This window comes from Caulobacter radicis, from assembly GCF_003094615.1.
GTDB classification, from domain to species: Bacteria; Pseudomonadota; Alphaproteobacteria; order Caulobacterales; family Caulobacteraceae; genus Caulobacter; species Caulobacter radicis.
Map to the genome: position 1 here is coordinate 390,317 of NZ_QDKO01000009.1, position 17,074 is coordinate 407,390.

At 71.1% G+C, this 17,074-nt stretch carries 14 protein-coding genes; 7 read left to right on the forward strand and 7 right to left on the reverse strand.

Annotated features, from left to right (window positions below):
• Positions 1-137 precede the first annotated feature (137 nt).
• Complete coding sequence (locus DDF62_RS04165) at positions 138-3,212, reverse strand: efflux RND transporter permease subunit (RefSeq protein WP_116487934.1); 3,075 nt, start codon at positions 3,210-3,212, stop codon at positions 138-140.
• On the reverse strand, positions 3,209-4,288 hold the full coding sequence (locus DDF62_RS04170; RefSeq protein ID WP_341871558.1) for an efflux RND transporter periplasmic adaptor subunit: 1,080 nt from the start codon (positions 4,286-4,288) through the stop codon (positions 3,209-3,211). The genes DDF62_RS04165 and DDF62_RS04170 overlap by 4 nt, the downstream gene beginning before the upstream one ends.
• Positions 4,289-4,412: 124 nt before the next feature.
• Here DDF62_RS04170 and DDF62_RS04175 point away from each other — a divergent pair, with 124 nt between their 5' ends.
• Together DDF62_RS04175 and DDF62_RS04180 are read left to right on the forward strand one after the other, a co-directional pair.
• Positions 4,413-5,054: a TetR/AcrR family transcriptional regulator gene (locus DDF62_RS04175; RefSeq protein WP_116487935.1), complete on the forward strand. Its 642-nt coding sequence runs from the start codon at positions 4,413-4,415 to the stop codon at positions 5,052-5,054.
• Positions 5,055-5,128: 74 nt separating this feature from the next.
• Positions 5,129-5,332 carry a hypothetical protein gene (locus DDF62_RS04180; protein WP_101718719.1) on the forward strand — a complete coding sequence of 68 codons (204 nt, stop codon included), beginning with the start codon at positions 5,129-5,131 and terminating at the stop codon, positions 5,330-5,332.
• A 133-nt stretch (positions 5,333-5,465) separates the two neighbouring features.
• Here the strand turns inward: DDF62_RS04180 and DDF62_RS04185 are convergent, their stop codons facing one another.
• On the reverse strand, positions 5,466-6,785 hold the full coding sequence (locus tag DDF62_RS04185) for an oxygenase MpaB family protein (RefSeq protein ID WP_116487936.1): 1,320 nt from the start codon (positions 6,783-6,785) through the stop codon (positions 5,466-5,468).
• A gap of 128 nt (positions 6,786-6,913) precedes the next feature.
• Here DDF62_RS04185 and DDF62_RS04190 point away from each other — a divergent pair, with 128 nt between their 5' ends.
• Both DDF62_RS04190 and DDF62_RS04195 read left to right on the forward strand, forming a co-directional pair.
• The gene (locus DDF62_RS04190; RefSeq protein ID WP_116487937.1) at positions 6,914-7,519 is read left to right on the forward strand and encodes a TetR/AcrR family transcriptional regulator; all 606 of its coding nucleotides are present in this window, start codon (positions 6,914-6,916) and stop codon (positions 7,517-7,519) included.
• Between the two features lie 195 nt (positions 7,520-7,714).
• Positions 7,715-8,824 carry a YeiH family protein gene (locus DDF62_RS04195; protein ID WP_116487938.1) on the forward strand — a complete coding sequence of 370 codons (1,110 nt, stop codon included), beginning with the start codon at positions 7,715-7,717 and terminating at the stop codon, positions 8,822-8,824.
• Between the two features lie 121 nt (positions 8,825-8,945).
• Here DDF62_RS04195 and DDF62_RS04200 read toward each other — a convergent pair whose 3' ends face one another.
• Together DDF62_RS04200 and DDF62_RS04205 are read right to left on the reverse strand one after the other, a co-directional pair.
• Positions 8,946-9,626 carry an arylesterase gene (locus DDF62_RS04200; protein WP_116487939.1) on the reverse strand — a complete coding sequence of 227 codons (681 nt, stop codon included), beginning with the start codon at positions 9,624-9,626 and terminating at the stop codon, positions 8,946-8,948.
• Positions 9,613-10,668: a D-alanyl-D-alanine carboxypeptidase family protein gene (locus DDF62_RS04205; protein ID WP_244286695.1), complete on the reverse strand. Its 1,056-nt coding sequence runs from the start codon at positions 10,666-10,668 to the stop codon at positions 9,613-9,615. Before DDF62_RS04205 ends, DDF62_RS04200 begins: the two co-directional genes overlap by 14 nt.
• Positions 10,669-10,808: 140 nt before the next feature.
• On the opposite strand from DDF62_RS04205, the gene DDF62_RS04210 reads away from it, so the two are divergent.
• Positions 10,809-11,888 (forward strand): L,D-transpeptidase family protein, encoded by a 1,080-nt coding sequence (locus DDF62_RS04210; protein ID WP_116487940.1) that lies wholly within the window; start codon positions 10,809-10,811, stop codon positions 11,886-11,888.
• A 471-nt stretch (positions 11,889-12,359) separates the two neighbouring features.
• Positions 12,360-13,808 (forward strand): carotenoid oxygenase family protein, encoded by a 1,449-nt coding sequence (locus tag DDF62_RS04215; protein ID WP_116487941.1) that lies wholly within the window; start codon positions 12,360-12,362, stop codon positions 13,806-13,808.
• 155 nt (positions 13,809-13,963) lie between these two features.
• Here the strand turns inward: DDF62_RS04215 and DDF62_RS04220 are convergent, their stop codons facing one another.
• Both DDF62_RS04220 and DDF62_RS04225 read right to left on the reverse strand, forming a co-directional pair.
• Entirely contained in the window at positions 13,964-14,755 is a 792-nt protein-coding gene (locus DDF62_RS04220) for a DUF1295 domain-containing protein (RefSeq protein WP_116487942.1), read from the reverse strand.
• Position 14,756: 1 nt separating this feature from the next.
• A complete protein-coding gene (locus DDF62_RS04225) occupies positions 14,757-15,977 on the reverse strand; it encodes an acetyl-CoA acetyltransferase (RefSeq protein WP_116487943.1) in 1,221 nt (406 codons plus the stop codon).
• A 125-nt stretch (positions 15,978-16,102) separates the two neighbouring features.
• On the opposite strand from DDF62_RS04225, the gene DDF62_RS04230 reads away from it, so the two are divergent.
• Positions 16,103-17,032: a winged helix-turn-helix transcriptional regulator gene (locus DDF62_RS04230; protein WP_116487944.1), complete on the forward strand. Its 930-nt coding sequence runs from the start codon at positions 16,103-16,105 to the stop codon at positions 17,030-17,032.
• Positions 17,033-17,074 lie beyond the last annotated feature (42 nt).

The window sequence follows — 17,074 nt, forward strand, 5'->3', positions numbered from 1 at the left end:
AACCTCCCCCTGTGGGGGAGGCGATCGCGCAGCGATCGGAGGGGGGGGGGAGTGACTTGGAACTCGGCCAACTCACCGGAAGCTGAAAACGTCCCCCCACCGGCCTTCGGCCGCCTCCCCCAGAGGGGGAGGTCCCTTTAGGCGGTCGCCCGCTTCTCCTCGCCCCGCGCCGTCAGCCAGTACATCACCGGCGTCGCCACCCGTGACAGCACCGTCGAGGTCACCAGGCCGCCGATGATGGCGATGGCCAGGGGCGAGTAGAGGCCCGAACGTTCGAGGGCCAGCGGCAGGAGGCCGCCGATCGCCGTGGCCGAGGTCAGCAGCACCGGCAGGAAGCGCACCTCGCCGGCTTTCTCGATGGCGTCGTGCAGGTTCATCCCCTCGCGGCGCAGTTGCTCGGTGAAGTCGACCAGCAGGATCGAGTTCTTGATCTCGATGCCGATGAGCGCGATCAGGCCGATGGTGGCCGTGAACGACAGCGAATTGCCGGTCAGCCACAGGGCCGCGGCCGCGCCGAAGATCCCGAACGGGATGATGCCGGCCACCACCAGGGCGGTCTTGAACTTGCGGAACTCCAGGACCAGCACCGCCAGGATCCCGAACACCGCCACCATCACCGCAGCCCCCAGCCCCGCGAAGCTTTCCGACTGGGCCTCGGCCTGGCCGCCCAGGGTCAGGGCGTAGCCGGGCGGCATGGGCAGCTCCTTCTGCAGGCGGGCCAGCACCTCCTTGGTGACATTGTCGGTCAGGTAGCCGGTGCGGACGAAAGCGGTGACCGTCACGGTCCGCTCGCGGTCGAAGCGGTCGATGCGGGCGGGGCTGGACTTCAGGCTGGGGGTGGCGATGGCCGACAGCGGCGTCGCCTCGCCGTCGGCGGTGGGTACGTAGACGCCCGACAGGGCCGCCAGGGCGTTGCGGTCGGCGCCGTCGACCTGGCTCATCGGCAGGCGCACCTTGACGGCGTAGTCGTCGCCGTCGGGGTCGCGGAAGCGGCCGGTCTCCTCGCCCGACAGCGCCAGGCGGGCCGAGCGACGGGCCGCGCCGGCCGGCACGCCCAGGGCCGCGGCCTTGGCTTCGTCGACGCCGAGGTCGAGGTCGGTGCGGTCCAGCCGCACCGGGTTGCCGACGTCGCGGGTTCCCGGCGTGCTCTTCAGGACCGCTTCGGCGCGCACGGCCAGGGCCTTCAGCACCTCGAGATTGCGGCCGGTGATGCGCACGGCCACGGGAGCTTCGATCGGCGGGCCGTTCTCGAACACCTCGACGCTGATCCGCGCGCCGGGATAGCGGGCGAAGTCGGCGCGCAGGCGGTCGAGCAGATGCTCGCTCTTGCCCGGCTCCCAGCGCTTGAGGCTGACGAACATCTCGCCATAGGTCACCGCGCTCTCGCGCTGGGACTGGTTGTAGAACACCTGCGGATTGCCGCGCCCCAGGTTGGCGGCGCGCCAGACGACTTCGGGCTCGCGGGCCAGGCGCTGGTCGACATAGCGCAGGGCCGCGTCGGTGCGGGCCAGGGACGAGCCGTCGGGCGTGGTGACGCGGACCAGGAACTGCGGCGTCTCGGCGGCCGGGAACAGGCTGGAGCCGGCGGCCTGCAGCAGCGGAACCGCCGTCGCGCAAAGAGCCAGCATAAGGGCCAGCGCGAGCCAGGGCCGCGCCAGGGCGTGGTGCAGCACGGGGCGATAGACGGTGTGGATCACGCGGTTGACCGCCTGCAGCAGGCGGTTGCCCTCGGGATCGGAGTGCTTGTCCAGCACCCGGCTGGCCAGGAACGGGATGATGGTCAGCGACACGAACAGCGACGCGCCCACCGTGCACAGCACCGTCACCGGCAGCGAGCGGATATAGGCGCCCGAGCCGGCCGGCAGGGCCATCAGCGGCAGGAAGGCCAGCATCAGGGTGGCCGTGCAGCCGATGACGGCCAAGGCGATCTGGCCCGAGCCGTTGATGGCCGCGGCCGTACGCTCCTCGCCCTCGCGGATCCGGCGGGCGATGTTCTCGGTGATGACGATGCTGTCGTCGACCAGCAGGCCCAGCGCCAGCACGAAGCCGGCGATCGACAGCTGGTTCAGGGTGAAGCCGAAGGCCTGGATCAGCGACAGGCCGATCAGCAGGGACAGCGGGATCGACACCATCACCACCAGCCCCGCGCGCGCGCCCAGCGGCAAGAGAGTGATCAGCACCAGCACCAGGGCCAGGCCGAAGTCGCGCAGCAGGTTGTTCAGCCGATGCTCGACATTGCGGGCCTGGACGAAGCCGCGCTCGAGCCTGACCCCGGCCGGCAGCACCTTCTCGTAGTCGTCGAGCACGGCCTCGACGCTCTTGGTGATCTTGCCGACGTCCTGGCCGTCCTTCTGGGTGACGGCGATGAACACCGCCCGCTTGCCGTCGAAGCGGGTGACGTGGGTCGGCTCCTCCTGGGACCAGGCCACATCGGCGACGTCGCGCACCCGCACCACCTGGCCGCCGACCGAGCGGACGGGGGTGTCCTTGACGGCGTCCAGCGAGCGGAAGGCCCCGCCGGACTTGACGTTGAAGCGCCGGGCGCCGGCTTGGACCGCGCCGATCGGGGCCTCGGCTCCGGCCGCGCGCAGGGCGTCGGCGACGCTGGAGGCCGGCAGTTGCAGGGCGGCCAGCCGGGCCAGGTCCAGCGACACCCGCACCTCCGAGGCCGGGGCGCCGTAGTAGCGGGTCTGGCGCACGCCGGGCACGCGGTCGAGGCGTTCGGACAGGCGGTCGGCCGCCTTCTCGAGCCGGCGCATCGGCAGGCTGTCGCTGACCAGGGCGACCTGAACGATGGCCACCTCGGTCGTGCGCACGCGCTCAATGTCGAGCCGTTGCAGGCCGGCGGGCAGGCTGCCGCGGATGGCGTTCACCTCGCGCACCACCTGGTCGAACTTGCGCTCGGGATCGACGTCCCAGGTGAAGAACACCCGCACGATCGCCGCCCCGTCGAGGCTGGTGCTCTCGACCTTGTCGATGTTGTCGAGGCCGTAGACCGCGGTCTCGATCGGGTCGGCGACCAGCTGCTCCATCTCGGCCGGCTCGGCCCCGGGCAGGACGGCGCGGACGATGACGATGGGGATCGGGAAGTGCGGATCCTCCGACCGCGGCACGGTCAGCAGGGCGTTGACCCCCAGCATCACCAGCAGGCCGAAGGCGACGATGGTGAACTGCCAGCGCTTTACCGCGAAGGCGGCGAGGTTGAGGTTCATTTGCCCGCCGCCCCGCGGACAGGGGCTGCAAGGGCGCGCGGATCGACCACGGCGACCTTCTCGCCGTCGGAGACGAAGCCGGCGCCGGCGGTGATCACCCGGGTTCCGGCGGCGAGGCCCGCCACCAGGGCGTCGTCGCCGTCGAAGCCGCCGAACCGGACATTGACGCGCCGGGCCACGGCGCCGTCGAGGCGCAGCACGGCGGCCTTGTCGCCCGAGGCCTCGAGCAGGGCCTCGGCGGGGATGCGGACGAACTCGGCGCGGGCGGCGGCCTGGGCCGAGGCGGGCGCTTGCAGGCGGGCGGCGGCGATCTGGCCGCTTTTCAGCTGTGGCGGGGCCTGGACCTCGATCTCGACGGTGACCGCGCCGGTGCGAGCGTCGGCGGCCTGGCCCAGGCGCGTGACGACGCCGGTCAGGGTCTGGCCGGGCAGGGCGTCGGCGGTGACGGCGGCGCTGGAGCCCAGCGTCACCCGCGCCGCGTCGCGGGCCGGCAGCGGCAGGCGCAGCACCAGCGGACTGGAAAGATCGGCGACGGTCAGCACCGTCTGGCCGGCGGCCACCACCTCGCCGGCCTGGGCCGTGCGGGCCAGCACCACGCCCGAGACGGGCGAGGCCAGGCTCGCCCAGCGCCGGTCGAAGGCCGCGCCGGCGTGGGCGGCCTGGGCCGCCTTCAGCGCGCTTTCGGCGTCGTCCAGCCGGGCCTTGGCCACGAAGCCGGTCGAGTAGAGCTTGCGGGCCCGGTCGGCGTCGCGGCGGGCGCGCTCCAGGTCGGCGGCGGCCTGGGTCTGGCGGGCGTCGACGCCGGCCGGATCGATGGCGGCCAGGGCCTGTCCAGCCCTCACCGCGTCGCCGGCCTCGACGCTCATGCGGGTCAGCACGCCGGGGATGCGGAACGACAGCGCCATTTCGCGCCGGCGCTGCAGGGCGCCCGAGGCGGTGAGTTCCGAGGCCTGGCCGGGCGCGCCGACGGTGACGGCCTCGACGGCCGGGGGCGGGGCGGCCTGGGGCGTCTGCGCCTTGCCGCCGCAGGCGACCAGCATCAGGCCCGAGCCCAGCGCCAGCGCCGTCAGCAGCACGACGCCTCCATAACCAGCACGCGCCCCGTCCATCGCCCTCGCCCTCATCATCGATCGGTGATAAGTTATCACTGATCGATTATTGTGGGTTGTCAAGGCGGACCGAACACGGAAAGGAGGGACGATGACCGCGCCGAAAGTCCGTTCCCCCCGCAAGCCCAAGGGCCAGGGCGCCGAGCGCCGTGAGGAGATCCTGGACGCGGCGCTGAAGCTGTTCAGCGCCAAGGGCCTGCACACCGTCTCGACCCGCCAGATCGCCGAGGCGGTGGGCATCTCGCAGCCGGCGCTCTACGCCTATTTCGCCACCAAGGACGACATCACCGCCGAGCTGTGCATCCGCGCCTTCGCGATCCTGGTCGAACGCATGGAGGCCGCGCGGGCGGACTTCACGCCGACGGCCGAGAGCTTCGAGCGGGCCCTGCGGGTCTATGTCGACTTCGGCCTCGAAAACCCCGACGCCTATCGCGTGGCCTTCATGGTCGAGAAGGGGCTGGACGGGACCTACAAGGAGCGGGTCGGCGACCGGCCGATGATGGCCGGCATCGGCGCCTTCCAGCGCTTCGCCGAGATCGTGGGCGAGGTGCGCGACGCTGGCCTGACCCATGACGACGACGTCCAGCGCATCACTCAGACCCTGTGGGCGGGGCTGCACGGCCTGGTGTCGCTGCTGATCGCCCGCGCCGACTTCCCGTGGGTCGAGCGCGAGGTGCTGATCGCCTGCCACATCTCGCTGCTGCGGCGAGGGGCGTTGAAGGGGGTGGCGTGAAGGACGTCCGTTGAACTGACGGCGTCTCGGGCCTACATCCGCGCCTCGCATTCCCCAGACGAAAGACGCCGCCCATGGCCAAGCTGCAGCCCCTGGAAACCTTTTCCTTGCAGGAAACCGAAGACGGCTACCGCCTGCTGGTCTCGGCCGTCGGCGGCGACAACATCTATGTCTCGATCACGTCCGAGCAGATGGACGAGATCATCGACAGCCTCGACACGGCGCTGACCGGCGAGGAAGAGACGGCGGGCGAAGACGCGTTCGACGACGCGGACTGAGGTTCGAGGAACCTCCCCCTGTGGGGGAGGCGATCGCGTAGCGATCGGTGGGGGGAGGACGGCCACCGCTGCGGCGGTTGAAAACGTCCCCCCTCCGGCCCTTCGGGCCACCTCCCCCAGAGGGGGAGGATCTTTATGCCGCCTTCGCGTTCGTCGGCCGGTAGTTCGCCGCATCCGTCGTGAACTCGGCGTGGCCGTAGCGCTTCAGCAGGGTCCGGATCCGGTGGACCATGGCCGCGTCGGCGACGTGGCGCAGCACCGGCAGGCGGTCGGCCAGGTCGAAGGCCTTCATCTGCAAGGTGACCAGCAGGGCCACGACGATGAAGGTCGCCTCGTCGGCCGGGGTCACCTCGATGCCCATGCTCGCCGCGCGCTTGCGGTCGCCGCGCATGAAGTGGCGCAGGAAGAAGGCCTTGGCGAAGCGGCGCTCGATGCGGTCGTGCAGGCGGTTGGCGGGGCTTTCGTCCGGCGGCAGGTAGGCGTCGAGCGTGGCGCGGATCAGCGCGCCGCAGGTCTCGTCGTCGAAGCCTCGGCGAAGCGTGCTGTCGCGAGCCGTCATCATCCGCACGATCCCCTCCGGCGTGTCGGCCAGCAGGTCCTGCGGCAGGCCCAGCAGGAAGCAGCGATACCGGGCCAGCTCGACCTTGGCCCGCTCGGCCGGCGTGAAGCTGCGGCGGCCCTTGCGCAGCATCTGGAACGACATCAGGAAGATCGGGATCAACCCGGCCGGCATCTGGTCGACCTGCGGGATCGGCACGCCGTAGACCTCGGCGTTCCAGCGGCCTGAGCGCAGGGCGTTGAAGCGGACCATCGAGTGCATCAGCCGCACCATGGCGGCGGCCTTGAAGCCCTCGCCGTGGCGGTCCAGAGAGCCCGGCAGCAGGGTGGTGGTGAAGAAGGCGGCCGTCTCGTTGACCCGCTTGGCGGCGGTTTCCGCGCCCAGGGTTCCGGTCAGGGCCATGGGCAGGGCCGAATACTTGTTGAGGAAGGTGGCCACGAACGCGCCGCGGATGGCGAAGGGGCCAAGGTGGGCGGCGGCGTTGCGGTCGAGCCGCTGGCCCTCGCGCACCAGGTCCATGTCGATCCAGTCGGGCGCGGCTTCCATTTCGGCGATGAAGGCGGCCAGTTCCGGCGGCGCGTCGGGCACGGCGTCGATCCCGCGCTCGCAGGCCGTGACCAGCATGTCTATCAGCCGGCGAAAGCCATACTGCGGGATCAGGGCGGCGTAGGCGTCGGCGACGATGTCGCCCAGCATGGTGTAGGCCCGCACGCGGTCGAGGTCGTCCTGGCTGACCGACACGCCCAGCGGGTTGCGGTCGCGGGCGACGGCGAAGGCGGGATCCTCGGTGAAGCGCTCGGGCGTGCGGTCGAAATCGATCTTGCCGTAGAAGCCCGGCAGCAGGGTCTTCTGCGAGGCGACGCGGGCGCGGACTTCGTCGATGGGACGGATCATCTGGGCTCCTTCCGGTCGGCTCCCCGGGGGAGGGACCTCTATTCTCGGCCTCAAGCGTATGTAAGCATTGCTCATGTTCCTACTCGCCTTGCCGTTCGGCGCGGCGGGCGCGCGGAGGTCGATGGCAAGTGACTGAAAAGAAACGGCGATCGCCAAGCCAGGGGCGGGCGCAGGCCACGGTCGACGCCATTCTCGACGCGGCCTTTCAGCTTCTGGAGAGCGGCGGGCCCGAGCGGCTGACCACCAATCACGTGGCCGAGCGGGCGGGGGTGAGCGTCGGCACGGTCTACCAGTACTTCGCCGACAAGCAGGACATACTGGCGGCCCTGGCCCAGCGGCGGACCAGCGCGGTGCGCGACACGATCGCCCAGACCCTGATCGAGCGGCCGGACCTGGGCAGCGTGCGGCCGATCGTGCGGGCGCTGATGAACGGCTTCGAGGGCTCGCCGGCCACGCGGCAGGCGCTGCTGGGGGCCATGTTCCATCGCGGCGACGCGGTGCTGGAAGAGCACCACCAGGCGTTCCTCGCCTCGATCGCCGGCAAGGCGCGGCTACAGATCGAGCTGACGCCGGAGGCGGCCTTCGTCCTGACCCACGCCGCCGTCGGCCTGCTGCGGGCGGCCGCCGCCGAGCCGGGCCTGGCGCTGGACCCGCAGGCGCTGGAGGACGAGCTGGTGCGGCTGATGGAGGCCTACATCTCGGCGCTGGCGGCGCTGCGCAGATCCTCCCCCTGAAGGGGGAGGTGGCGGCGAAGCCGACGGAGGGGGATGTGGCTTGAGAGCCAGCAACCTTCTCCAACCTCGGCAGAGCCTTCCCCCCTTCGGCCCTTCGGGCCACCTCCCCCTTCAGGGGGAGGGTCTTGTGCGGCTTGCGCTCCGGGTCCAGACGGAAGGCGTCGTCGGCACGGCGACTCGTCAAAGGGCCTGGCGATGCATTCCGATCTCGACACCGACGCGGCCGCCGCGCGGGCGCTGTTCCAATCCCTGGAGGGCATGGAGGGGCTGAGCCGTCCCGAGCCGGCCCCGGCCCTGAAGGCCAGGGAGCGGTTTCCCGGCCAGGCGGCGCTGATCAAGCTCTATCCCGGCGTGCTGGTGGCGGGGACCATCGCTCTCGCCTCGACCTGGCTGTCGCAGCACTACGGCGCGCCGGTGATGCTGTTCGCCTTGCTGCTGGGCATGACCTTCCACTTCCTGCACCAGGAAGGCCGCTGTATCCCGGGCATCGAGTTCTCGTCCAAGGCCATACTGCGGTTTGGCGTCGCCCTGCTGGGGGCGCGGATCACGGCCGGCCAGATCCTGAGCCTTGGGATCACGCCGATCGTCACGGTGGTGATCGCGGTGGTCTCGACGATCCTGCTGGGCGCGTTCCTGTCCAAGCGCCTGGGCCTGCGGCAGGGCTTCGGGGTGCTGTCGGGCGGGGCGGTGGGCATCTGCGGCGCCTCGGCGGCCCTGGCCATCGCCTCGGTGCTGCCGCGCGACAAGGACGGCGAGCGCGACACCATCCTGACGGTGGTGGTGGTCACGGCGCTGTCGACCATCGCCATGATCACCTATCCGCTGCTGACGGCGGCCCTGCATCTCGACCAGACCAAGGCCGGCGTGTTCCTGGGCGGCACGATCCACGACGTCGCCCAGGTGGTGGGGGCCGGTTACATGATCTCGCCGCACACCGGCGACGTGGCGACCTATGTGAAGCTGCTGCGGGTGTCGATGCTGCTGCCGGTGGTGTTCGTCATCGCCTTCCTTGCGGCGCGGATGCTGCCGGGCGGCAGCGGCGGGGCGAGGCCCCAGCTGCCGCTGTTCCTGGTCGCCTTCGCAGCCCTGGTGGCGGTCAACAGTTTCGGTTGGCTGCCCAAGGCTGGCGCCGACGCGGCCACCGAGGTCAGCCGCTGGTGCCTGGTCACGGCGATCGCGGGCCTGGGCATGAAGACCTCGTTCAAGGACGTGATGACCGCCGGCTGGCGGCCCGTGGCGCTGATGGTGGTCGAGACGGCGTGGATCGCCGGCGTGGTGCTGGTGGCGGTGGAGTGGTTTCTCTAGATCCTCCCCCTGAAGGGGGAGGTGGCCCGAAGGGCCGGAGGGGGAAGCGGCCGCTGATATGCCGCTGCAACTTCCCCCTCAGTCGCTCCGCGACAGCTCCCCCCTCAGGGGGAGCATCTTCCTACCGCGCCGCCACCTGGGCGCTGCGCGCCAGCGCCTGGACCACGACCGGCGCCAGGTTGGCCGCGATGACCCGCGCGCCTTCGGCGTTGGGGTGGATGCCGTCGCTCTGCATGTAGCGGCGCGAGCCGCCGATGCCGGCCAGCAGGTTGGGCAGCAGGGGCGCTGCGAAATCGCGGGCCAGGTCGGTGAAGACGGCGTTGAAGCGGCGGGCGTAGTCGGCGCCCAGCAGGGCCGGGGCGTTGACGCCGGCGATGGCGGCGGGGATCCGGCGTTCGCGCAGGCGGGTCAGTATGGCGCGCAGGTTGGCCCGGGTGGCCTCCGGCCGCAGGCCTTGCAAGAGGTCGTTGCCGCCCAGGGCCACGACGCAGACGGCGGTGTCGCCGCCCAGCGCGCCTTCGAGGCGGGCCAGGCCGCCGGCGCTGGTGTCGCCGTTGCGGCCGGCGGCGCGGACCTGGACGGAAAGGCCGCGCGCGGCCAGCACCGCCTGCAGGCGGGCCGGCATGGCCTCGCCCGGACGCACGCCGAGGCCGGCGGTGATTGAGTCGCCCAGCACCGTCACAACCGGCGGACGCGGCGGGGCGACCACGCGCGGGGCGGCCAGGACGGGCCCAGCGGGGAGGGCGAGCAGGCCGGCCAGGATCTCGCGCCGGCCGGGTGTATGAGCGTCAGCGAACTTCATTCTTCCTAGGTAGTAAGCCTTTCAGGCCGGGTTGAGGCGTGCCTGCCCCCTGATCGAGTGGTTGTGATCCGTCTTGAGGAAGGCTTGAGATCGGCACGCCGGGCAGGGGCGGCTCGCCGGTCCATTCCCAGTGCCAGGGCTCGAACACGTAGTTGACGAAGCCGAAGCGGCCGGCGTTGCGCACCATCCAGCGATAGACGTCCGAGCGGGCCATGGCGCGGCGATTGTCGTCGGCGCTGGAGTCGGGGCCATGGCCGGGGGCGGCGGCGATGAACACGTCCATGGCCAGGCCCGTGCGGTGGGCCGAGCAGATGGTGCGGGTCACGCCCTGGCAGTTGTTGTCGCGGGCGCAGCGGGCGGCGTCGGCGGCAGGGTCGCGGAAGGCCGAGAAGATGGTCAGTACGCGCGGGTCGCGGCTCGTGACGACGCCGTCCTCGCGCGCCGCCTCGACCATCCGGCGATAGGCCTCAAGCGCCCCGGGACGCAGCTGGATCGTCTTGCCGCCATAGGCCTCGTCGGCCTTGGCCGTCGAAAGGCCGGCGAGCGCGGGGGCGTTGGGACATTCGCCGCGCGCATTGATGGCGGCGAAGGGGCGGGCCAGGGTCCAGCGGGTCTTCATGGCGTCGAAGGTCGGCTGGTCCAGCACCCCGGTCTGCGGCAGGCGGTGGCCGGCCTGCCAGCGGGCGAGGGCGGCGGCGAAGCGGGTCGTGCCCGGGCCGCAGGCGGTGGCCAGTTCGGCGCCGATGCGCGGGGCGTAGATGACCCAGCCGGTCTCGGCCCGCCCGAACGGGGCCCAGGCCAGGGTGTTGAGGCCGGCGGCGTTGGCCTCGGCCGCGCCGGCGGGGGCGGCGGCCTCGCAGGTCTCGTCGAGCGGCAGGGGCGACAGCGGGGCCGACGGCGGGTCGTTGGAGGGCACGTACTGCGTGGTCGGCTCGACCGGGGTCTCGTCGCCGGTAGGCGGGTCGACGGGCGGCGGACCCGAGGTCGGCCAGGCCAGCCACGCGCCCACCCCCGCGCAGCCGGCCAGCAGCAGGACGAGCAAGGTCAGCCCCAGCCGCCGGCCGCGCCGCCGCTCTTTCGTTCCCTTCCGCCATCGTGAAGCCAAGCGCACCCGCCTTTCGGAACTTCGCCATGGCTCAAGGCTTGAGAACGGCAAGACGTTCCTCGTGCGTGGAGTATGCGATGCCTTCGACCTTCCGTCTCGCGGCCCTGATGGCCGGATGCGCCCTGGCCGCGGCCGCCTGCTCGAAGGGCGAGGACAAGGCCGAGGCGCCGCCGCCGGCCGCCGTCGCGCCGCAGCAGAAGGCCGCCCCGGCCGCCAATGGCCGCTCGCCCCTGGCCCAGGCGGTCGAGGCGGCCGGTCCCCAGGACGCCCCGCCGGCCGACCCATCGATGATCGCGCCGTCGCTGGTTCGGGTGCAGGTGCTGCTGGACCGGGCCCGGTTCTCGCCGGGATCGATCGACGGGGTGACGGGCACGAACCTGCGGCTGGCCATCGAGGCCTTCCAGCAGGCGCGGGGCCTGACCGTCGACGGCCAGGTGACGGCGGACCTGTGGAAGGCGCTGATCGAGGCCGACGGCGGGCCGGTGCTGACCGACTACGTGATCACGGCCGAAGACGTGAAGGGACCCTTCGTCAAGGTGATCCCCAAGGACGACTACGAGGCGATGGCGAAGCTGCCGGCGCTGTCCTACACGAGCCCGCTGGAGGTCCTGGCCGAGCGCTTCCACATGGACGAGGCGCTGCTGCAGGCGCTGAACCCCGGAGCCGACTTCACCAAGGCTGGAACCCGCATCGCCGTCGCGGCCCTGGGCCCGGCCGAACTGCCGGCGCGGGTGACGCGGATCGAGATCGACAAGACCAACGGCCAGGTGCGGGCCTTCGACGACCAGGACGTGCTGCAGGCTGTCTATCCGGCCACGGTGGGCAGCACCGAGCGCCCGGCGCCCAGCGGCGAGTTGGCGGTCAACACCGTCGCGCCGCGCCCGACCTACACCTACGATCCCTCGCGCCTGACCTTCGGCAAGCCCAAGGGCAAGCTGACCATCAAGGCCGGCCCCAACAATCCGGTCGGCGGCACCTGGATCGACCTGACCAAGGACACCTACGGCATCCACGGCACGCCCGACCCCAAGCTGGTCAACAAGCGCGCCTCGCACGGCTGCGTGCGCCTGACCAATTGGGACGCTGCGCAGCTGGGCAAGGCGGTCGAGAAGGGGGCCAAGGTGGTGTTCATGGGCGAGGAGGCGAGGAGCTCCTAGGACCCTCCCCCTGTGGGGGAGGCGATCGCGCAGCGATCGGTGGGGGGAGTGAGTGGAAAACCGGCTGGTCCATCGAAGCTGAAAACGGCCCCCCGCCGGCCTTTGGCCGCCTCCCCCACAGGGGGAGGTTCTTTGTCTGTCATGCGTTGTTGCGTCGCAGCATGCGGCCTTGATTTGACAACGTTGTCATCTTATATCCCCGGCGTCGGGGCAATCCGGTCCCGGCGACGCAAGATGACTGGATCTTCCATGCTGAGCCTGATCGCTCTGGCCGTTTCGGCCTACAAGAACCGCGCCGCCCTGTAATCTGGCCGCGGTCGTCCCGGTTTCGGGGCCCTCGAGGAAATGGCCCGCGCGCTCCGGCTCGCGGGCCTTTCTTTTGGGTGCGATGCAGCAATCGACGTTCGTCGAAGGCGCTTGCATAACGAGACTGATGGTCTAGGCTTCCCCCGCCAGCCTGGGGAGGACGGCATGAAGATCGCGCGCCAACCATCGGTGAAGACCTCGCTTGGGGTCACCGACCATCCCTACATGACCGGCGCCTGGACGCCGCAGCACGAGGAGCTCGACGCCGAGGACCTGATGGTGCTGGAGGGCGCGATCCCGCCCGAGCTGGACGGGGTCTATCTGCGCAACACCGAGAACCCGGCGCACGAGCCGCTGGGCCGCTACCATCCGTTCGACGGCGACGGCATGGTCCACCAGATCGAGTTCCGGGGCGGGACGGCGCGCTATCGCAACCGCTTCATCCGCACGCGCGGCTTCGAAGCCGAGCAGGAGGCGGGCCAGAGCCTGTGGGGCGGGCTTGCCGACGGACCGGGGGTGTCGCTGCGGCCGGGCTTCGGCGCGCACGGGGCCCTGAAGGACACCGCCAGCACCGACATCGTCGTGCACGGCGGCGAGGCGATCGCCACCTTCTACCAGTGCGGCGAGGCCTATCGACTGGATCCGCTGACGCTGGAGACGCTGGGACCGGCCGCGTGGGCGCCGCTGGACGGGGTGTCGGCCCACGCCAAGGTCGATCCGGCGACCGGGGAGCTCCTGTTCTTCAACTACTCCAAGCACGCGCCCTACATGCATTTCGGCGTCGTCGACGCCTCGGGCCGGCGGACGCTCTATCAGCCCGTGCCGCTGCCGGGGCCGCGCCTGCCGCACGACATGGCGTTCAGCCAGAACTGGGCGATCCTCAACGACCTGCCGGTGTTCTGGGACGCAGGGCTTCTGGAGCGCGACATCCACGCGGTGCGCCTGCACAAGGGCCTGCCGTCGCGCTTCGCCCTGGTGCCGCGCCAGGGCGGGCAGCCGCGGTGGTTCGAGGCCGCGCCGACCTACGTGCTGCACTTCCTCAACGCCTATGAGGAAGGCGACGAGGTGGTGGTCGACGGCTATTTCCAGGAGAACCCGACGCCGCGTCCGCTGGCCGACGCGCCCGAGCAGTACGCCCACCTGATGGCCTATCTGGACGAGCACAGCTTCCGGCCCAAGCTCCATCGCTGGCGGTTCAACCTGGCGACCGGCGAGACGGTCGAGCAGCGGCTGGACGACCGGGTGCTGGAGTTCGGCATGTTCAACCAGGCCTGGGCGGGCAAGCCCTATCGCTATGCGTACTCGACGACGGCAAAGCCGGGCTGGTTCCTGTTCGACGGCTTCGTCAAGCACGACCTCGTCACCGGCGAGAGCTGGAGCCTGAAGCTGCCCGAAGGCCGCTACGCCAGCGAGGCGCCGTTCGCAGGACGGCCGGGCGCGACCGACGAGGACGATGGCTGGCTGGTCAGCTTCATCATCGACGAGAACACCGGCACCTCGGAGTGCCTGGTGGTGGATGCGCGGACGATGGAGCCCGCGTGCCGGATCGCGCTGCCGCACAAGATCAGCAGCGGGACGCACTCGGTGTGGGCGGGGCGGGGGGAGCTTCGCTAAACCTTCTCCCAGAGGGAGAAGGAGGGGCCCGCGCCGAAGGCGTGGGAGGATGAGGGGTTACACGGTCGGCCGGCGTGCCGGTACGATCTCGGGCAGGGCGGCCAGGGTTCCTAACCCCTCACCCTCCCAGGCTTCGCCTGGGCCCCTCCCTCTCCCTATGGGAGAGGTGTTTTTTGGGGAAACCACGGCACGAACCCTGACGTCCGCGCCACATAGGCCGCGTAGTCGGGCCGGGTCTTCTTCAGGCGGCCTTCGGTGGTGGGCACGCCGCTCCAGCGGATCAGGGTGAAGGTCAGCAGGATCGGGCCGAGGATCGAGGCCGGGCCCCAGGGCAGGGCCTCGGCGGCGATCAGGAACAGGCCCCACCAGGTGCAGGCGTCGCCGAAATAGTTGGGGTGGCGAGTGTAGCGCCACAGGCCCTTGTCCATGACCTTGCCGGCGTTGGCGGGATCGGCCTTGAAAGCGACGAGCTGGGCGTCGCCGACGGTCTCGAAGGCGATGCCGACCACGGCGAGCGCCGCGCCGGCGAAGGCCAGCGGGCCGAGCGGGCCAGGCGCCTGGCCCAGCTGCACCGGCAGGGCGACGACGAACTGCATGACGTATTGCAGGGAAAAGACCAGCAGCAGCGAGGTCTTGGCGAAGCTCCAGCCGCGTTCCTTCTCGGCATGGGCCAGCATGGCGACGTAGCGGCGGTCGGCGCCGTGCTTGCGCCAGCGCCACAAGAGGTAGCCGCCCAGGCGCGCGGCCCAGACGGTGCAGATCGCCGTCAGCAGCATGCCGCGCGGCGTCGGCGGACCTTGCAGGAAGGCGGTCCAGGCGATCAACGCCATGCCCAGCCCCCACCAGGCGTCGATGAAGCTGACGTCGCGGATCTTCAGCGAGATCAGCCACAGCGCCAGGAAGGCGGCGGCCGAGACGGCGGCGTCGACCAGCAGGAGTTGCAGCATGTCAGGTTCCGATCACCAGGCTGACCGTGGTGGTGGTCGAGCCGCCGATATTGAGGGTCTGGACGGTGCGGGCGCCGTCGACCTGGTAGTCGTTGGCCGTGCCCGTCGTCTGCTTGAAGGCGTCGAGCGCCATGCGCACGCCCGTCGCGCCGACCGGGTGGCCCGCGCCGATCAGGCCGCCGGAGGGATTGATCGGCAAGCGTCCTCCCATGGCGGTGTCGCCGGCCTCGATCGCCTTCCAGGCCTCTCCAGGGGCGGTGAGGCCCAGGTGGTCGATGGCCATGTATTCGGTGATGGCGAAGCAGTCGTGGGTCTCGACGGCGTGGATGTCCGACAGGTGGGCGATGCCGGCCCGGGCGCGGGCGTCCTCGACGGCGCGGCGCACCTGCGGGAAGACGTGGCCGCCCTCACGGCTGGTCGCCAGCTTGCGGTCGAGCGGGATTGGCGCCGAGCGATGGCCCCAGCCCTTGATACGCGGCAGGCTTTCAAGGGGAATGCCGCGGACGTCGGCGTAGGATCGGGCGCGCTCGGGCGAGGCCAGGAAGAGCACCGCGGTTCCGTCGGTGACCTGGCCGCAGTCCTGCTTGCGGGTGCGGCCCTCGACCACCGGATTGGCGACGTCGTCGGCGGTGAAGGCTTCGGGCGAAAAGCGCCAGTCGCGGGTCTGGGCGTTGGGGTTGCGACGGCCGTTGGCGAAGTTCTGTTCGGCGATCGCCATCAGGTGCTCGTAGCGCAGGCCGAAGCGCTGGTCGTACACCTCGGCGAGATCCGAGAAGGCGGCGGGCCACAGGAAGCGGGCGTCCTGGAACTCGTGGCCGGTCCAGGCGGCCGCGCCCAGGTGCTCGGCGGCCTGCTGGCCGGGAACGTTGCGCATCTGCTCGATGCCGACGACGCAGGAAAGGCCGTAGCGGCCGGCCTCGATCTCGGCGGCGGCGGCCAGGACGGCGCAGCTGCCCGAGGCGCAGGCGGCCTCGTGGCGCATGGTCGGCAGGCCGTCGAGGTCGGGGTGGACGAGGCCGAAGAAGCCGCCCAGCAGGCCCTGGCCCGCGAACAGTTCGCCGGCGAAGTTGCCGACGTGGCCGGTCTCGATGTCGGAAGGGGCGAGGTCGGTGGCCGCAAGTCCCTGCGCCACCGCCTCGCCGAACGCGTCGGCCAGGCCCCAGCCCTGGCGCGACCAGTTCGCGGAGAAGTCGCTCTGCCATCCCCCCAGGATGTAGACCATGGCTGCCTCCGCGCCGGCGAGATTACCCGTCCCCGCTCTTGTTAGTCTCGTTATAAAAGCTACTTGTCGGCGAGGCAATCGGCCAAGATTGACAGGCGGCCGCGAACGCTCGCACCAAGGGGAAGATGTCGCCCGAAAACCACAGTTTCCGCTCGGTGCGCGCCAGCTCGGCGGCGCGGGCGCTGAACGTCATCGGCGACCGCTGGACGCTTCTGGCGCTGTACGCGGCGTTCCGGGGCGTCAGCCGGTTCGACGGGTTCGTGGCCCATACCGGCATGGCGCGCTCGCTGCTGACCGACCGGCTGGGCCGGCTGGAGGGCGCTGGGATCCTGGAGCGGCGGCCCTATCAGGAGCGACCCGTCCGGCACGGCTATCACCTGACCGCCAAGGGGCTGGACCTGTTCGCCGCCGCCCTGATGATCCTGCGCTGGGACCAGAAGCGCGGTGAGGCGCCCAGTGACCCGGCCCATCGCGTCATGCACCGCACCTGCGGCTGCGAACTGGTGGCGGAGCTGACCTGCAAGGCCTGCGGCGAGGCGGTGACCGCGCGCAACACGACCGTGGCCCCGGGGCCGGGGGCGGGTCTCGACCCCGCGCCGGGCCCGCGCGCCCAGCGGCGCTCGATCGTGGAAGGGGAGGGCGGCGTCCCGCCGGTGGCCGAGCGGGCCATCGCCGTGCTGGGCGACCGCTGGACCTCGCACCTGGTGGCGGCGGCGTTCTACGGCCTGCGCCGGTTCGCCGACCTGCAGGCCGAGCTGGGCGCGGCGAGCAACATCCTGTCCGACCGCCTGGCGCGGCTGACGGCCCTGGGAGTGCTGGACCGCGTGCGCTACCAGGAGCGGCCCGAGCGCTGGGAGTACCGGCTGACCGACGAAGGGCGCGAGCTGTTTCCGCTGCTGGTGACGCTGATGGCCTGGGGCGATCGCTGGCTGGCGGGGCCGCAAGGTGCGCCCGAGGTGCTGACCCATGGGCCGTGCGGCCAGCCGCTGGAGGCGGTGGTGACGTGCGCGGCCTGCGGCGGGGTGGTCGGGCCTGAGACGACGGTGCTGGCGTGAGGGAACCTCCCCCACGGGGGGAGGCGATCGCGGAGCGATCGG

Bases quoted from the DNA above. Each gene is read 5' to 3' on its own strand.
- DDF62_RS04165 (WP_116487934.1), bottom strand. From the start codon at position 3,212: ATGAACCTCAACCTCGCCGCCTTCGCGGTAAAGCGCTGGCAGTTCACC.
- DDF62_RS04175 (WP_116487935.1), top strand. From the start codon at position 4,413: ATGACCGCGCCGAAAGTCCGTTCCCCCCGCAAGCCCAAGGGCCAGGGC.
- DDF62_RS04180 (WP_101718719.1), top strand. From the start codon at position 5,129: ATGGCCAAGCTGCAGCCCCTGGAAACCTTTTCCTTGCAGGAAACCGAA.
- DDF62_RS04185 (WP_116487936.1), bottom strand. From the start codon at position 6,785: ATGATCCGTCCCATCGACGAAGTCCGCGCCCGCGTCGCCTCGCAGAAG.
- DDF62_RS04195 (WP_116487938.1), top strand. From the start codon at position 7,715: ATGCATTCCGATCTCGACACCGACGCGGCCGCCGCGCGGGCGCTGTTC.
- DDF62_RS04200 (WP_116487939.1), bottom strand. From the start codon at position 9,626: ATGAAGTTCGCTGACGCTCATACACCCGGCCGGCGCGAGATCCTGGCC.
- DDF62_RS04210 (WP_116487940.1), top strand. From the start codon at position 10,809: ATGCCTTCGACCTTCCGTCTCGCGGCCCTGATGGCCGGATGCGCCCTG.
- DDF62_RS04215 (WP_116487941.1), top strand. From the start codon at position 12,360: ATGAAGATCGCGCGCCAACCATCGGTGAAGACCTCGCTTGGGGTCACC.
- DDF62_RS04220 (WP_116487942.1), bottom strand. From the start codon at position 14,755: ATGCTGCAACTCCTGCTGGTCGACGCCGCCGTCTCGGCCGCCGCCTTC.
- DDF62_RS04225 (WP_116487943.1), bottom strand. From the start codon at position 15,977: ATGGTCTACATCCTGGGGGGATGGCAGAGCGACTTCTCCGCGAACTGG.
- DDF62_RS04230 (WP_116487944.1), top strand. From the start codon at position 16,103: ATGTCGCCCGAAAACCACAGTTTCCGCTCGGTGCGCGCCAGCTCGGCG.